This window comes from Mycobacterium sp. 050272, from assembly GCF_039023525.1.
In the GTDB taxonomy this organism is placed as follows: Bacteria; Actinomycetota; Actinomycetes; order Mycobacteriales; family Mycobacteriaceae; genus Mycobacterium.
The window spans coordinates 1-15,147 of the sequence record NZ_JBCHKV010000028.1; the positions used below are offsets into that span (position 1 = coordinate 1).

The following is a 15,147-nucleotide window of genomic DNA, read 5'->3' on the forward strand; positions in this document are numbered from 1 at the left end:
CCACTTCAACTACCATCGACCACACTCTGCCGCCGACGGCCAACCACCAGCATCACGACTCACCACCGGCGTCACCAACGTGCTGTCCTCCTACAACTAGCTGGCGAGGGACTGACCAATCCCGAGATCGCCGCCCAGCTGTTCATCAGCACCCATACCGTCGAATGGCACCTGCGCAAGGTGTTCACCAAGCTCGGCATCACCTCGCGCCGGCAACTCCGCAGCGCAGCCATTAATCCGACCCCCTGAGTCGGCAGGACTACGGACTTTCCAGGGTTCCGTGCAACCTAGGGGCGGTCCATGCTGAACAGACCAGTTGATCGGTAACCCGGAAAGGCAAGGTCATGAAGATTCTGGTAGTCGGCGGCAGTGGACTGATCGGATCGCAAGTTGTCAACCAGCTCATCGAACTAGGTCACCAGGCCGTCCCGGCGTCGCCGAGCTCAGGCGTCAACAGCGTCACCGGCGAGGGCCTGGCCGCGGCAGTTGCCGGGGTCGACGCGGTAGTGGACGTGACCAATGCGCCGTCCTGGGGTGATGACGAAGTGCTGGAGTTCTTCACCGTCTCCACTCGCAACCTGCTGGACGCCGAGCGCGCCGCCGGCGTGCGCCACCACATCGCGCTCTCCATCGTGGGAGCCGACCGGGCGGCCGTCAGCGGCTACATGCGGGCCAAGGTCGCTCAGGAGAAACTGATCGAGGAATCCGGAATTCCTTTCACGATCGTGCGGGCCACTCAGTTCTTCGAATTCGTTGGCGGCATTGCCGATTCGATGACCGACGGTGACACGGTTCGCGCGCCGCACGGGGCATTCCAACCGATCGCCGCCGCCGACGTCGCGACCGCGGTCACCCGGGCTGCCGCCGGCGAGCCCGCGGGGCTTGTCAACATCGCCGGCCCGGAAAAGCGCGGCATGGACGACTTCATCCGGACCAGGTTCGCCGCCACCGGCGATGGCCGCCGGGTGGTGACCGACCCGGATGCCCAGTACTACGGTGTGGTGCTCGACGAGCGCATGATCGTTCCCGTTGAGGGCGAAGAGGTAACGCTCTACCCCACCGGGTTCAGCGACTGGTTGTCAGCGCAGGCACACAGCAACGCCTGAACGAACATTCGCAGGAGCTGAGTCCGGTGGAGCTGATGGACCACACCGCGGTGATCACGGGAGGAACGGCCGGTATCGGACTGGAGTCTGCCCGGCTGCTGGCAAGCGAAGGCGCCACGGTCATCATCTCGGGCCGCGACCGGGCCAGGGGCGATCAAGCGGTTGAAGCCATCGGCACGAACGCCCGGTTCGTTCAGGCCGACATGGCGGACGCCGAGTCGGTGAATTCGCTTGTGCAGCAATGTGGCGAGGTCGACATCATCGTCAACAACGCCGGCAGCTTCCCGGCTGCGTTGACAGTCGACCAGGACCGGTCGGTGTTCGAGACGATATTCAACATAAATGTCCGCGGCGCCTACTTCCTGGTCGCCGGTCTGATCCCGCAGATGCTGCAGCGGCGGCGCGGGAGCATCGTCAACGTCACCACGATGGCCGCGTTCAAAGGGATCCCGGGCGCATCGGGCTACAGCGCATCCAAAGCCGCGCTGGAATCGCTCACCCGCACCTGGGCCGCCGAGTTCGGCGCGGCCGGGGTGCGGGTGAACAGCGTCGCTCCGGGCCCCACCCGCACGCTCGGGGTGGCCGCCGCATGGGGCGAGGTCAACGAAGAGCTGGGGCGAGCGTTGCCGCTGGGACGCACCGCTTTCGCCTCCGAGATCGCCGAAGCCGTGCTTTTTCTCAGCTCTCCGCGCGCCAGCTTCATCACCGGCTCCACGTTGCATGTCGACGGTGGTGGTGCGGCTGTCTAAGCAGGGCAACATTGCGTTGTCAACGGTTGCGTTCTGGCAAACTCCCGAGCACGGTATAACTCGCCGGGCCTGTACCGACCGACGACAAGGAGCGATCAATGCCGCTGCTACCCACCAGTGGGGTTACCTTCGACGGGGCGCAGCTGACCCGGCGCGGCTTCATGGCGGCCAGCATCGCGGGCGGATTGACGCTGGCGGCGTGCGGCCATTCCAAGTCCCAGGATCTGAGCAGTGCCGACAAGATGGCCGCCGCGATCGCTGCTGCCGAGGCGGCACGGCCGCACAGCGGGCGCACCGTGAACGTCAACCTGACTCAGCACCTGACCCAGATCGATTTGGGCGGACCGGTCGTGCGGACGCTCGCCTTCGGCGACACGATCCCCGGCCCGCTGATCCGGGCCAGTGTCGGCGACGAGCTGGTGGTCAAGGTCTCGAACAAACTCGACCACATGACTTCGGTGCATTGGCACGGTATCGCGTTGCGCAACAACATGGATGGTGCGGAACCGGCCACCCCGAACATCGAAGCCGGCCAGGAATTCACCTATCAGTTCTCCGTACCGAACTCGGGCACCTACTGGGCACATCCACACACCGGCCTCGACGAAGACACCGGGCTGTACCTGCCGGTCATCATTGATGACCCCACCGAGGGCAACTACGACGTCGAATGGGTTGTCGTCCTTGACGACTGGACCGACGGCGTGGGAAAGAGTCCACAACAACTCTACGAGGAACTCACGAACCCGAACAAGCCGAGCATGTCCAACATGCCGGCCGCACCGTCGACGACCCCGACCACGTCGACGACCCCTACCACCTCGAGCAGCGAGACCACTTCGACCAGCCCGACGACGTCGACCACCCCCACGACCCCGTCCACGTCAGCGTCGGCAATGCCGAATGCCCGGGTCGGAAACAGCGACCTGCTCGGCGGCGACGCGGGAGACATCGCCTATCCGTACTATCTGATCAACGGGCGAATTCCCGCGGCTCCCACCACCTTCAATGCCAAGCCGGGGCAGCGGATCCGGATCCGCTTCATCAACACCGGCTCCGACACCACCTTCCGCGTCGCGCTGGCCGGCCACCCCATGACAGTCACCCACACCGATGGATACGCCGTGGTGCCCAGACAGGTCGACGCCCTGCTGATCGGGATGGCCGAACGGTACGACGTCATCGTGACCGCCGCCGACGGCGTCTTCCCACTGGTCGCCATGGCCGAGGGCAAGGGGGCGCTGGCGCGGGCGCTGCTGTCTACCGGAATGGGCAGCCCGCCCGATCCGCAGTTTCAACCGGCCGAACTCAACCGGCGCGTGGGCACCATCGAGATGTTCACCGCCGCAACGCCGGTCATGTTGGGCCGGCCCGAACCGGGACTCAACCTTCCGGTCGTGCTGGGCGGCAACATGGTCCAGTACGACTGGACGATCAACGGCGAGCCTTACAGCAAGACCAATCCGCTGCACGTTCAGCAGGGCCAGCGGCCGACCATCACCTTCGACAACCCGACGATGATGTATCACCCAATCCATTTGCACGGGCACACATTCCAGCTGATCAACCCCGACGGATCGCTGGGCGCCCGCAAGGACACCGTGATGGTGCTGCCCAAGCAGAAGATCCTGGCCGTTCTGGTGGCCGACAATCCCGGCGTGTGGCAGATGCACTGCCACAACACCTATCACCAGGTCGCCGGAATGATGACCCGGCTGGAATACGTCTTCTAAGAAGCCAGGAATTCCAGCAGCAGTTCGTTGACCGCTGCCGGCTGCTCGATTTGCGGGCAGTGGCCGGCGCTGTCGACCACCGTCGAGCGAGCGCCGTCGATCTGCCCGGCGATCTCGGCGGCCCAACCTCGCGGCAAGAGCTTGTCCTCTCCCCCTTCGACCACCAGCGTCGGCACACCGATGCGCTGGTAGGCTCGGGCGCTCGGCGGGGTCGGGGGCCGCGTCGTACCGGGGCGGCGGAATCGGGCCGCGGCCACCGCTTCCCATGCCCCCGGCGCGGTGCTCGATTCGTAGCGGCGGCTCACGTATTCCTCGTCGGTCGGATAGCCGGGATCGTGAAACAGGGCCTCGACGATGCGGCGCATCGCCTCCAGGCTGGCGTCGTACTCTTGCAACGCCTCAAAGTGCTTGTTCTGCTGGATCTCTCCGCCGCCACAGATGATCGCCAGGCTACGGACCGGCAACCGCGGCGCTTCGGATGTGGTGTCGTTGAGCAGGTTGATCGCACCCATCGAGTTGCCGACGAAATGCGCCGAATCGATACCGAGCAGCTCGCAGAAGCGAGCCACATGTCGTATCCGCATCCCCCGGCCGTCCACGAAGTCGATCACCTTCGCCGAGTTTCCATACCCCAGCATGTCCGGAGCCAGCACCCGGTAGTGTGCGGCCAGCGCGGAAACGTTGCGTTCCCAACCCAGTTCGGCGCTGGCGCCGAACTCGCCGCCGTGTAGCAGCACTACCGGATCGCCGTTGCCGGCCTCCAGGTAACCCGTGGTAAGACCGTCGACCAGCATGGTTTTGCGCGCAAAGTTCATCACTTGATCGCAATCGGGTTGACGGGAGAGCCGACCGCACCGACCACCCGCAGCGGCGGGGCGACGAGCTGGAACTCGTAGACGCCGTCCGCGGCGCAGTCCTGCGCCAGCGCGGTGAGATCCCAGTATTCGCCGAAGATCATGCCCATGTCGCGCAGGCAGAGCAGATGCAGAGGGAAAGTGACGCCGTCGATTCCGGAAACCAGGTCTTCGACCTGAAGGTTATCAGCGGCCACGGCCGCGATCTCGTGATCATGCAGCCACTGGGCACATCGCCAGTCCAGGCCGGAATAACCTTCGGTCCCGTTCCCGGTCATCAGAAACCTTGTCCACCAACCGGTCCGGATCAGCACGATGTCGCCCCGACCGACGGTCACACCCTGGGCGCGAACCACGTCGTCGAGTTCTTCCGGCGAGATCGGGTTTCCTGCTTCGAGGAACACCTCCGCTCCCCGATGGCGGACCAAGTCCAGCAGCACACCGCGAGACGTGATGCCCTTGACGTCAACCTTGTCGATGCCGCAGTGGTAGGCGCCCATGCTGGTCACCGAATCCGCCGCGAAGCCGTTGTACAGCTGATCGTCGTAGTAGACGTGGGACAGCGCATCCCACTGGCTTGCCGCTTGCAGCGGCATGATGATGATGTCGTCGTTGAAGCGGAACGGATTGTCGGCCGTCATGTAGCCGCTGAGCTGCTGAGCCACCGGGTTTCGCGGCCAGCTCGGCCCATACTTGGCCAGCGTGTTCACATCGCCGCCGTCGACGGTCATGATGTGCACCGGGTTGTGCCGAAACGCGAATGCGCCCTGCGGACCCGAGGCGCCGAAGTCGACACCGAGCGGAAATACCTTGCCATGCTTCACCAGACCGGCGGCCTGCGCGACCTTGTCCTCGGTGATGAAGTTCAGGGTGCCGAGCTCGTCGGCGTCCCCCCAACGTCCCCAATTGGAGACCTCCCTCGACACCCGCCGGAAATCAGCCAAGTCGGCTCGGCTCATCTGGAGGGGCTCCTTTCTCGAGTTCACGAGCAATCGCCGCGCCCACGTTTCCACCGTCGACCCAGATGATCTGTCCCGTGATGTAGCTGGCCGCACCACTATTCAAGAAGAGCAGCACGGCCGCCTGCTCGGCGGGGCCGGAAACGCGTCCCAGTGGCTTGGGAATGTCGTCGAGGAAGCCCTGCCCGTACGCCGTGCGCAGCTGATCGAGTATCGGCGTCTCGGTAACGCCGGGGCCGGAGCAGTTGATCCGGATGCCTCTGGCGCCCAACGGCGCAGCACTGCGCATCGTGTAGAAGATGATCGCTTCCTTGGACAGTTGGTAGCCGTTGCCCACCACGTCGGGATTCGCGTCGCACCAGTCGATACCCTCTTGCATCGTCGCGGTATTCAACAACGGCGCGACCGCCGCCGCGTGTTCGCGGTAGGCGGCGGCGGCGAGCGAGGACACGCTGACGATCGACGATCCCGCGACCATTCTCGGGACCAGCGCCTCGGTGACCTGGCGGGTGCCTAGGAAATTGATCGTGGCAACCAGTGCCGGGTTGCCGATCCCGGAGGAGACACCGGCGACGTTGAACAGCGTGTCGACTCGCCCGCCGATGGCCGCCACCGCGTCATCGATCGATTCGGGGTCGGCGAGGTCAACCTGATGAAACTCGTTGAGCTCGAACGACGATCGCCGCTTGTCCAGCCCGACGACTTCGGCCCCGAGTTCGGTGAGCTGACGCACCACGTGTTCGCCAATACCCGACGCACATCCGGTCACCACCGCACGGCGGCCGTCATAGCGCCACAACCCGTCAATCTCGCCCACGGCTGATTATCTTCCGGCGCTATGTCTTTTTCTGCTCTTCCTTGGCGCGCTGTGCCGCCTGCACCCGGCCCTCGTTGATCTCCGCCATGGCCTCGGGGATCTCGCTGGCGGTGAATTTGTCGCGCCCGGTGGGCAAGCCGCCGAACGCGTAGGTTTCGTCGAACAACGGGGCGCTCGGCTTCGGCCGCCGCGCCTCGACCTTCTCGATCACCGGTGCCAGCCGCTTGGCCTTCTCCGCCACCGCCTTCTGGTCACGTTCGATGAACTCGGGCAGTACCTCTTTGCCCATCAGCTCAATGGATTCCATGGTGCCTTCGTGGCTGCGCGGATTGAGCAGCAGGATGATCTCGTCGACGCCGCTCTCCTCGTACCCGCGCAGGAACTCGCGCACGGTGTCCGGGGATCCGATCGCGCCGCGGCCGGGTCCGTAGGCCAGCGTCGGGTCCTTTTCCACCTCTTCGAGGTAACGCTTCCACACTCCGGTGCGGCCCGGGCTGTGCATTCCGGTCAGGTAGTAGTGCATGATCCCGAACGAGAAGAAGCCACCGCCCTGCCCCAGCCGTTGCAGCGCCTCTTCTTCGGTCTTGGCGACCATCATCGACAAGTCACCGCCGATGGCCAGAATGTTCGGGTTGATCTGCGGCGTGATGGGCACGCCGTTCTCCTCGAATTCTTTGTAGTAGCCGTTGACCCGGTCGGTCAGCGGGCCGGGCCCGGTGTAGGCGAAACTCAGTGCGCCGATGCATTTTTGAGCAGCCATCTGCACACTTGCCGGCCGGGTGCAGGCGACCCAGACGGGTGGGTGCGGCTTTTGCAGCGGTTTGGGGATGACGTTGCGAGGCGGCATCTGGATGTGCTCGCCCTTGAAGCCCGTGAACGGCTCTTCGATCATGCATCGGATCGCGACGTCGAGGGACTCCTCCCACTGCGCGCGCTTGTCGGCGGGGTCGACATCGAATCCGCCGAGTTCGCCGACCGAGGAACCTTCCCCGGTGCCGAACTCGACACGCCCGTTGGAGAGCAGGTCGATGGTGGCGACGCGTTCGGCCACCCGCGCGGGGTGATTGACCGCGGGCAGCAGGTGCATGATGCCGAACCCGAGCCGGATGTTCTTGGTTCGCTGGCTGGCCGCGGCCAGGAAGATCTCCGGCGCGGTGGAGTGGCAGTACTCCTCGAGGAAGTGGTGCTCGGTCAGCCAGACGGTGGAGAACCCCGCCTTGTCGGCGGCCTCCACCTCGTCCAGGCAATCCTGCAACAGGACATGTTCGTCATCGGGCGCCCACGGACGGGGCAGAGCGAACTCGTAGAACAGTGAAATTTTCATTGTTACCTCCTTAGGAGACTAGGCCTGGCTGGCAAGGTGTTTGGCGGCGATAAAGCCGAAGGTCATGGCGGGACCGATGGTCGCCCCGGCGCCCGCGTAGCTGCGGCCCATGACCGGCGCGGACGTGTTGCCCACCGCATACAACCCGGGCACGATGGCCCCGTCGGGCCGCAGCACCCGGGCGTATTCGTCGGTCAGCAGACCACCCGAAGTTCCGAGGTCGCCGAGCACGATGCGGAACGCATAGTAGGGCGGATCACCCAGCGGATACAGATTGGGGTTAGGCAGGGTCGGATCGCCGTAGTAGTTGTCGTAAACGCTGTCCCCTCGGTTGAAATCGTCGTCATGGCCGTTGCGCGCGAGTTCGTTGAAGCGCGCTGCGGTGGAACGCAATTGCGCTGCCGGAACTCCGATTTTGGTCGCCATTTCGTCCCAGCTGGTCGCCGCCTTGACCACACCGGATTCCAGCCACGCCTTCGGAATCTTGCGGCCGGTGGGCACGGGAGCACCGGGAATCTTCGGTAGCGGCAGGTGACCACCTACGACGTAGCGATTCCACGACCGATGATCGGTGATCAGCCAGCACGGAATGTGGGTGACACCGGACTTCTGCCCATCGATCATCGCGTGGCCGAAGTCCATGTAAGGAGCCGCCTCGTTGATAAACCGCTTACCTTCGCCGTTGACAATGAATTGCGACGGCATCATCCGCTCGTTGAGCATGAATTGCATTCGGCCGTCCGGCCATTGGATCGCCGGGAACCACCACGCCTCGTCGAGCAGGTCGGTCGCGGCGCCCACCTTTTCGCCTGCGCGAATGCCGTCACCCATCGCGACGGGGTTACCGAAGCTCCAGTCCTGGTCCACAACGGGCAGCTGCTCCTTGCGCCAGGCAAGGTCATGATCGAATCCCCCGGACGCCAGGATGACGCCGCGGCGCGCACCGATCCGCTGCCTGGCGCCGTCACGCTCGATCACCGCGCCGGTCACCGATCCGTCGGCGTCGGTGAGCAGCTCGGTCATCGGCGCGTCCAGCCACAGCGGAATACCGCTGTCCCGCATCGCCAGCCGCAACCGCGCGACCAGCGACTGGCCGATCGCGGCCATCCGCTCGTGGAAGGCTCTCGCCTTGAACATCCGCCAGAGGAGTTTCAACAGCACGCCCTTGCCGGCCCACGTCTGCCTGATCCGGTAGAATGTCCGAAGGTCTTTGGGGCCCAGCCAGATTCCCCGGGGAGCAAGTGCCAGCGGCTTGAGCATCAGTTCTTCGTCGGCACCCAGCTTGCGCAGGTCGATGGCCGGCACGTTGATGGTGCTGCCGAGCTCTGAGGCGCCCGGCAGTTCCGGGTAGTAGTCGGCATAGTCTGGCTTCCAGACGAATTCGAACCACCCGGATAGCCCTTCGAGGAACTCCAGCATTTTCGGCGCCGACTCGACGTACTGCCTGATGCGCGCCTCGCTGACCAATCCCTCGGTGATCCTGAGCAGGTATTCGACCACGCCTTCGGGATCCGGACAGTAGCCCTCTCGGCGTTGCGCGGGCGCACCGGGGACCCAGATGCCACCACCCGACAGTGCGGTGGAACCGCCGAAATACGACGCCTTTTCGATCACCAACGCGTCGAGGCCGGACGCGCGCGCGGTCAGCGCGGCGGCCATGCCGCCGCCGCCGGAGCCGACGATCAGCACGTCGACGACGTGATCGAAGCCGTTCATCTGCGCACTCGTCATGCCGGCATCGCCGTTCGGATCGCGAACCCGGCGATCAGTTCTTCGGCCGGTTTGTAGTAGCGCAACGCCGTCTCATACGGGCCCGCGGTCTCCAGCGCGGCGAAAGCCGCTATCCAGGTGCGGACTTCGTGTGCGGAGCTGCCGCCCTCATAGAGCACGAAGGCGTTCGACCAGAGGTTGAACTCCTCCAGCCGGCCGGCGTCGATGATCTCCAGGAAGCGGTGATCCCACGCCGGATTCAGCGGTTGCAGGTCGCTCTCGCCGCCGGCGAAGGCCCTGGCCGCCTCGATGACGGCGACCTGCCTGGCTTGCCGCTGCTCGGGCGTCATCGGCCGGCCCCCCACGATGCGCTCCCGCACCGGTTCCGGCGCCGTCGAAAGGGTCGGTACCGGCGGGCTGTGAGAAAGCCCACCGGACCCGATCACCAAGACCCGCTTGTCCAGCGTGGCGAGATACTTGCCGACGGCCGCGCCCAGCGCGCGACATCGATGCAACGGTCCCAGCGGCACCGCGACCGCGTTGACGAAGATCGGTATCACCGGACGCGACAGGGCGTCGCCGAAGAGTTTCTCCAGCGGCTGGACGGTCCCGTGATCCACGTCCATGCTGGCCGACACCGCCACGTCGATGCCTGCCTCGAGCACCGCCTCCGCGCACTGTGAAGCCAGGTCGGCCGGGACGTCGAGTGGACCGGCGTGGGTGCCGTAGTCACCGACTCCGTTGGCGTTCAAGCCGATACAGAACGGTGGCATCGCCTTGTAGAAGAATCCGTTGTAGTGATCCGGCGAAAAGATGACGACAAGTTCGGGATCGTAATCGCGGACGAATTGGGCAGCCTGCGCGATCGCCCCTTCGACATCGTCAAGCAGGTCCCGCGACGGCCCCGGAAGATTCAGGAGCGGGCTGTGGGACATACAGCACAGAGCCATTGCCACTGTCGACATCACCCCCTCCCGGGATGAGCGTGAGGGCATCGAGCAGCGATGCGCTCAGATCGGGCGAAAGCTGGGCGATGCAAGCTCCCGCGACGCAGCGATCGGGTCGCAGGAACACCACCGATTCGGAGTGCACGTCGAACCAGGACTTCAGCCCTCCGGTGCGGTCCCCCACGATGACGACATCCGGGTCGTCGTGTCCGGGCCAGTGCAGCTGAGTCTGCGGTCGCAACGCAACAAACCGGGCGCCCAACGCTTTCCACTTCGCGAAGGCCGCGTCACCGAGAATCTTGCGCGGGTTATTGTTCCAGCACAGCACGGCGAACCACGGGCCCAGCACGTCGTCCAGCAAGACATCCTGCTGAGTCCGGGTATCGACCCGGGGCTGAATGAACAGCGTGCCGACCGGCGATTGCGCGCCGCGCGGGGCGGAGTGCACGACGGCCCCGTGCTCGTAGCGTGGCATCGGCTTGAACCGCATCTCGAGCACGTATCGCTTGAGCGTGGGCACAATTGACGCCGAACGCACCAGCAGGTCGCGCGCGGTGGCGACGCGCCGGTTGGTCGGCGAGATGACCCGGCCCACCATCGTGGAAAGGTCGATCATGGCCCGCGCGTGCTTGCGGCGCTCCATGTCGTAGGTGTCGAGCAATGTGTCGTGGGCGCGGCCGTTGACCACCGCGGCCAGCTTCCAGCCCAGGTTGGCCGCGTCCCGGATACCGCTGTTGTAGCCCTGCCCCTGCCACACCGGCATCAGGTGCGCGGCGTCGCCTGCCAGCAGCAGCCGGCCGCTGCGGAACGCCCCGGCGATGCGCGAGTGGTGGGTGTACACGCGGCGACGGATCACGTCGACCCGGTCGGGCCGCGGCACCATCCGGGCCAGCATCTGCTCCAGGAACGCCGGATCCTCGGCTTGCTCGTCGGTCTCGTCGGCGTGAATCATGAACTCGAAGCGGCGAATTCCGTGCGCGATCGAAATCGAGGCATAGGGACGTTCCGGGTCGGCGCCCACCTCACTGTTCGGGTGACCCAGCGGATCGTTGGCGATGTCGACCACCAGCCAGCGCGTCGAGGAGGTCGTCCCGTCGAACGACACGCCCATCATCCGGCGGGTCATGCTGCGGCCGCCGTCGCAGCCCACGACGTAGCGGGCCCGCACCGTGGCGCCCGCGCCCACACCGCCGAGCTCAACCGTGACGCCGTCGGCGCTTTGCCGGCAGGCCGTCATCGGCCGGCTCCAGCGCACCTCGACGCAGTCGAATCGGTCCAGCCCGGCCAGCAATTCGGCGTCGACGAGCGGCTGGACGAACCCATTGCGCTTCGGCCAGCCGAACCGCGAATCGGGCGGTGCCATTTCGGCCAGCACCCGGCGATTGCCGTCGAAGAAACGCAGAATCTGGTTCGGCACCGTGTGCGGCAGCACCCGATCGACCAGGCCGATCGACTGAAAGGTGCGCAACGACTCGTCGTCCAGGCCGACCCCGCGGGGGTAGTCGATCAGCGAATCGCGCTCGTCGACCAACAGGGTCCGGACACCTTGCAGGCCAAGGATATTGGCCAGTGTCAAGCCGACCGGGCCCGCGCCGACGATGACTACGTCCACATCGTGGCCCGGCATCTGGTCCCCGTCGGTCGCCATCAGCGTCCCAGCAGGAAGTCGAGATGCAACTGGTTGAAGGTCTTGGCGTCCTCGTACTGCGGCCAGTGACCACAGCCGGGCATCACCTCGAACCGCGCGCCCGGGATCATCGACGCCATGCGGCGCCCCTCGGTCACGTCGGCGGTAGGGTCGTCACTGGTCCACAACACCAGGGTCGGCGCGACGATCGCACCGTATTCGGCCGGGCCGAGAATGTTGCGCGCGCGAATCTCGGGGTCCTGCAACGCCATGATGTCGCTCATCGCGGAGACGAATCCCGGTTGCCGATACACCCGCTGGCGGCTAGCCACCAGATCGTCGTAGTCCTTCGACTTGTCGGCCATCAGCCATTTGATGCGCGCCTGCACCGTCTCCCAGGTCGGGTTCTCGGCGGCCGCCATCGACAGCGTGATGATCCGTTGCATCACAACCGGATCGGCCTGGGAGCCGCCGGCGGTGTTAAGCACCAGTCGCTCAACCACATCCGGATGATCGATCGCGGTGCGCGCGGCCACCCAGCCGCCGAGCGATTCGCCGCTGACGTAGGCGCGGTCCGCGCCGATGGTGCCCAGCACGGCCATCAGGTGCTCGACGTAATGGCTGACCTCCAGCGGGTGACCCGGCTTCTCGGTGTACCCATGCCCCAGCATGTCGATCGACCAGGTCCAGAAATGCTCGGCGTGGGCGGCAAGGTTGCGCACGTAGGCCTCGGCATGGCCGCCGGATCCGTGCAGCAGCATCAGTACCGGCTGGCCGGGATCACCGGCACGCAAGTAGCGGGTCCGGACGCCCCCGGCGTTGAGATAGCCCTGCTCAAACGCGACACCCTGCAGGTCGCTCCAGATGCTCTCGAACTCCGCCACGGTTCCTCTCCGGCTAGTACTGGTGGAAATCTGGTTCTCGTTTTAGACTTATCGGGTGTGCGAATATCGCACATTGTCGTGCGTTATAAGTTAGAGCTTCGCTCTCGCATGGAGGTATGTCAAGGCTGTGACGGGTTCGGGTGCTGGCTCGCAAACGCTCGCGAGGGGGATCACCGCGCTGCAGTTGGTGGCGGATTCCCCGACCGGACTGACCGTCCAGCAGCTCGCTGACCAGGTCGGGGTGCACCGCACCATCGCCTATCGTCTGCTGTCGACACTGTCCCAATTCCGTTTGGTGGCCAAGGGCGAAGACGGGCGATACCGGCCGGCCGCCGGCCTCGCGGTGCTCGGTGCCTCATTCGACCGCAACGTGCGCCAGCTGAGTCTGCCGACGTTGCGGGCCCTGGCCGACGAGCTGGGCACCACCGTGTCCTTGCTCGTCGCCGAGGGCGACCAACAGGTGGCGGTCGCGGTGATCGTGCCGAGTCACGTGGCCTACCAACTGTCCTTCCACGAGGGCAGCCGGTACCCGCTGGACCGCGGCGCCGCCGGAATCGCTTTGCTGGCAAGCCTGCCCCCGCGCCCGGGTGAACGGGAACTGGTGTCGAGGGCACGCGAGCGCGGCTGGGTGACGACCTATGGCGAGATCGAGCCCAACACGTACGGCCTGGCCGTGGCGGTCCACCGGCCCGCGCCGTCCCCACCGACGTGCATCAACCTCATCTCCCATCGGGAGGACGTCGTGATGCGCGGCCGGGAAGCGGTCGTCACAGCCGCGAAGCAGTTGTCCGAGCTGCTGAGCTGAAGGGATTGCAGTTGATGTCTTGGGATTCCGAAGTCGATGTCGTCGTGCTCGGCACTGGCGGGGCCGGGCTCACCGCCGCGCTGTCGGCGGTGGCCGCGGGCGCCTCCGTCGAGGTGTTCGAGAAGGCCCCGACCGTTGGCGGGACCACCGCGGTGTCGGGTGGCATCATCTGGATTCCCGCCCATAACCGTTCTCCCGACGGCGAATTGACGCAAACCGACGCGTTGCGGTACCTGCGTGCGCAGTCCCTCGGGCAGATGGACGATGCCCTGGTCGAAACGTTCGTGCGTACCGGTCCGACCATGCTGGAATTCGTGGAAGAGCACAGCGCCCTGCGCTTCGATGTCGCCGCCGGTTTCCCCGATTACCAGCCAGAGCTGCCCGGCGGACAGCGGACCGGCGGCCGGTCCCTGAGTGCGGGGCCGTTCGACCTGAACGAGATCGGCGAGTGGGCTCAACGGATTACCTCGTTTCCCGCCGACTGGTCCAACGTCGGTATCGACGCCGAAACCCGAGCCCGGCTACACGTGCAGATCGAGGAAGGCAGCGATCTGTGCGTCGCCGGCACCGCGCTGATCGCGGGACTGCTCAAGGGTTTACTGGATGCCGGGGTGACCCCGCACACCAACGCTCGCGCCGAGGAACTCATCACCGAGGGTGGGGAAATCACCGGCGTTCGAATTGCCTTGGCCACCAGGAAGATCAACGTGCGCGCGCGCCGCGGAGTCGTCCTGGCTGTCGGCGGCTTCGAGTGGGACCCCGGCTTGGTGCGGGCATTCCTGCGCGGCCCGATGCACGGTCCGGTCTCGCCGCCGAACAACACCGGCGACGGGCTCCGGATGGCGATGGCACACGGTGCGGATCTGGCCAACATGGGCGAGGCATGGTGGGTCCCGATCGTGCAGATCCCCGGCGACACCATCGAAGGCAGGCAGCGCAGCCGCAGCGTGCGACTGGAGCGGACCCGGCCGAGAAGCATCATCGTCAACCAGGCCGGACACCGCTTCGTCAACGAGGCATGCGACTACAACTCGATGGCCGGCGCGTTCCAGTACCTGGATCCTCGCGGCGGCTATATCAATGATCGCGGCTGGATAGTGTTCGACTCAGTTCACCTGCAGCGCTACGGATTTCTGGGTGTCGCTCCCGGCGAGCCGGTTCCGGACTGGTTCTGCGAGTCCGTGGACCTGATCGAACTGGGCGCCAAGACCGGTATCGACGCCGAGGGTCTGATCCGCACGATCAACGACTGGAACCGCCATGTCGCCGAGGGTAAAGATCCGGACTTCGGCCGCGGCTCCAGTGCGTACGACGGCTATTGGGGTGATGACAGCGCCACCACGGCTGCCGGGAAGACGCTCGGCCCGATCGACACCGCGCCCTATTACGCCGTGCCGGTGTCGATCGGGGCGATGGGCACTAAGGGCGGGCCGCGTACCGACCACGACGGCCGCGTCCTGCATGTCAACGGGGAACCGATCCCGGGCCTGTTCGCCGCGGGCAACGCGATGGCCGGGGCGACCGGCCGCGCCTACGGCGGTGCCGGCGGAACCCTCGGTCCGGCAATGGTTTTCGGCTACCGTGCGGGTTACGCCGCCGCCACCGGAAAGTCCGTCGACCTGAAGTAGGAGT

At 65.6% G+C, this 15,147-nt stretch carries 13 protein-coding genes and 2 pseudogenes; 7 read left to right on the forward strand and 8 right to left on the reverse strand.

Features of this window, described 5'->3' with window-relative positions:
* From AAHS21_RS29800 to AAHS21_RS29820, 5 genes and pseudogenes are all read left to right on the forward strand, one after another.
* Positions 1 to 100: pseudogene (locus AAHS21_RS29800) on the forward strand (IS481 family transposase); the annotation flags it as partial.
* Positions 76 to 249, forward strand: a pseudogene (locus AAHS21_RS29805) (helix-turn-helix transcriptional regulator); the annotation flags it as partial. The pseudogenes AAHS21_RS29800 and AAHS21_RS29805, both read left to right, overlap by 25 nt.
* 95 nt (positions 250 to 344) lie before the next feature.
* Positions 345 to 1,106: an SDR family oxidoreductase gene (locus AAHS21_RS29810; protein WP_342930976.1), complete on the forward strand. Its 762-nt coding sequence runs from the start codon at positions 345 to 347 to the stop codon at positions 1,104 to 1,106.
* 26 nt (positions 1,107 to 1,132) lie between these two features.
* On the forward strand, positions 1,133 to 1,855 hold the full coding sequence (locus AAHS21_RS29815; RefSeq protein WP_342930977.1) for an SDR family oxidoreductase: 723 nt from the start codon (positions 1,133 to 1,135) through the stop codon (positions 1,853 to 1,855).
* A 98-nt stretch (positions 1,856 to 1,953) separates the two neighbouring features.
* Positions 1,954 to 3,588, forward strand: coding sequence for a multicopper oxidase family protein (locus AAHS21_RS29820; protein ID WP_342930978.1), 1,635 nt, complete (start codon positions 1,954 to 1,956; stop codon positions 3,586 to 3,588).
* Here AAHS21_RS29820 and AAHS21_RS29825 read toward each other — a convergent pair.
* Genes AAHS21_RS29825 through AAHS21_RS29860 form a run of 8 tightly spaced genes read right to left on the reverse strand, consistent with a single transcriptional unit; the run spans position 3,585 to position 12,710 of the window.
* Positions 3,585 to 4,403, reverse strand: a complete 819-nt coding sequence (locus tag AAHS21_RS29825) for an alpha/beta fold hydrolase (RefSeq protein ID WP_342930979.1) — start codon at positions 4,401 to 4,403, stop codon at positions 3,585 to 3,587. The two genes, AAHS21_RS29820 and AAHS21_RS29825, sit on opposite strands and share 4 nt — an antisense overlap.
* Entirely contained in the window at positions 4,403 to 5,401 is a 999-nt protein-coding gene (locus AAHS21_RS29830; RefSeq protein ID WP_342930980.1) for a cyclase family protein, read from the reverse strand. Before AAHS21_RS29830 ends, AAHS21_RS29825 begins: the two co-directional genes overlap by 1 nt.
* Entirely contained in the window at positions 5,379 to 6,218 is an 840-nt protein-coding gene (locus AAHS21_RS29835; RefSeq protein WP_342930981.1) for a coniferyl-alcohol dehydrogenase, read from the reverse strand. The genes AAHS21_RS29830 and AAHS21_RS29835 overlap by 23 nt, the downstream gene beginning before the upstream one ends.
* Before the next feature lie 19 nt (positions 6,219 to 6,237).
* The gene (locus tag AAHS21_RS29840; protein ID WP_342930982.1) at positions 6,238 to 7,542 is read right to left on the reverse strand and encodes an LLM class flavin-dependent oxidoreductase; all 1,305 of its coding nucleotides are present in this window, start codon (positions 7,540 to 7,542) and stop codon (positions 6,238 to 6,240) included.
* Positions 7,543 to 7,560: 18 nt separating this feature from the next.
* On the reverse strand, positions 7,561 to 9,258 hold the full coding sequence (locus tag AAHS21_RS29845) for an FAD-binding protein (protein WP_342931016.1): 1,698 nt from the start codon (positions 9,256 to 9,258) through the stop codon (positions 7,561 to 7,563).
* Positions 9,259 to 9,269: 11 nt separating this feature from the next.
* Complete coding sequence (locus AAHS21_RS29850) at positions 9,270 to 10,187, reverse strand: 3-carboxyethylcatechol 2,3-dioxygenase (protein ID WP_342930983.1); 918 nt, start codon at positions 10,185 to 10,187, stop codon at positions 9,270 to 9,272.
* Complete coding sequence (locus AAHS21_RS29855) at positions 10,135 to 11,847, reverse strand: bifunctional 3-(3-hydroxy-phenyl)propionate/3-hydroxycinnamic acid hydroxylase (protein WP_342930984.1); 1,713 nt, start codon at positions 11,845 to 11,847, stop codon at positions 10,135 to 10,137. The genes AAHS21_RS29850 and AAHS21_RS29855 overlap by 53 nt, the downstream gene beginning before the upstream one ends.
* Positions 11,847 to 12,710 (reverse strand): alpha/beta hydrolase, encoded by an 864-nt coding sequence (locus tag AAHS21_RS29860; RefSeq protein WP_342930985.1) that lies wholly within the window; start codon positions 12,708 to 12,710, stop codon positions 11,847 to 11,849. The genes AAHS21_RS29855 and AAHS21_RS29860 overlap by 1 nt, the downstream gene beginning before the upstream one ends.
* A 127-nt stretch (positions 12,711 to 12,837) precedes the next feature.
* On the opposite strand from AAHS21_RS29860, the gene AAHS21_RS29865 reads away from it, so the two are divergent.
* Together AAHS21_RS29865 and AAHS21_RS29870 are read left to right on the forward strand one after the other, a co-directional pair.
* Entirely contained in the window at positions 12,838 to 13,515 is a 678-nt protein-coding gene (locus tag AAHS21_RS29865) for a helix-turn-helix domain-containing protein (RefSeq protein ID WP_342930986.1), read from the forward strand.
* A 14-nt stretch (positions 13,516 to 13,529) separates the two neighbouring features.
* Entirely contained in the window at positions 13,530 to 15,143 is a 1,614-nt protein-coding gene (locus AAHS21_RS29870; protein ID WP_342930987.1) for an FAD-dependent oxidoreductase, read from the forward strand.
* Positions 15,144 to 15,147: the final 4 nt, after the last annotated feature.

What these genes read in the sequence shown, in the direction of transcription:
- AAHS21_RS29810 (WP_342930976.1), top strand. Translation starts at nt 345, where the DNA reads ATGAAGATTCTGGTAGTCGGCGGCAGTGGACTGATCGGATCGCAAGTT.
- AAHS21_RS29820 (WP_342930978.1), top strand. Translation starts at nt 1,954, where the DNA reads ATGCCGCTGCTACCCACCAGTGGGGTTACCTTCGACGGGGCGCAGCTG.
- AAHS21_RS29825 (WP_342930979.1), bottom strand. Translation starts at nt 4,403, where the DNA reads ATGAACTTTGCGCGCAAAACCATGCTGGTCGACGGTCTTACCACGGGT.
- AAHS21_RS29830 (WP_342930980.1), bottom strand. Translation starts at nt 5,401, where the DNA reads ATGAGCCGAGCCGACTTGGCTGATTTCCGGCGGGTGTCGAGGGAGGTC.
- AAHS21_RS29840 (WP_342930982.1), bottom strand. Translation starts at nt 7,542, where the DNA reads ATGAAAATTTCACTGTTCTACGAGTTCGCTCTGCCCCGTCCGTGGGCG.
- AAHS21_RS29845 (WP_342931016.1), bottom strand. Translation starts at nt 9,258, where the DNA reads ATGAACGGCTTCGATCACGTCGTCGACGTGCTGATCGTCGGCTCCGGC.
- AAHS21_RS29850 (WP_342930983.1), bottom strand. Translation starts at nt 10,187, where the DNA reads ATGTCCCACAGCCCGCTCCTGAATCTTCCGGGGCCGTCGCGGGACCTG.
- AAHS21_RS29855 (WP_342930984.1), bottom strand. Translation starts at nt 11,847, where the DNA reads ATGGCGACCGACGGGGACCAGATGCCGGGCCACGATGTGGACGTAGTC.
- AAHS21_RS29870 (WP_342930987.1), top strand. Translation starts at nt 13,530, where the DNA reads ATGTCTTGGGATTCCGAAGTCGATGTCGTCGTGCTCGGCACTGGCGGG.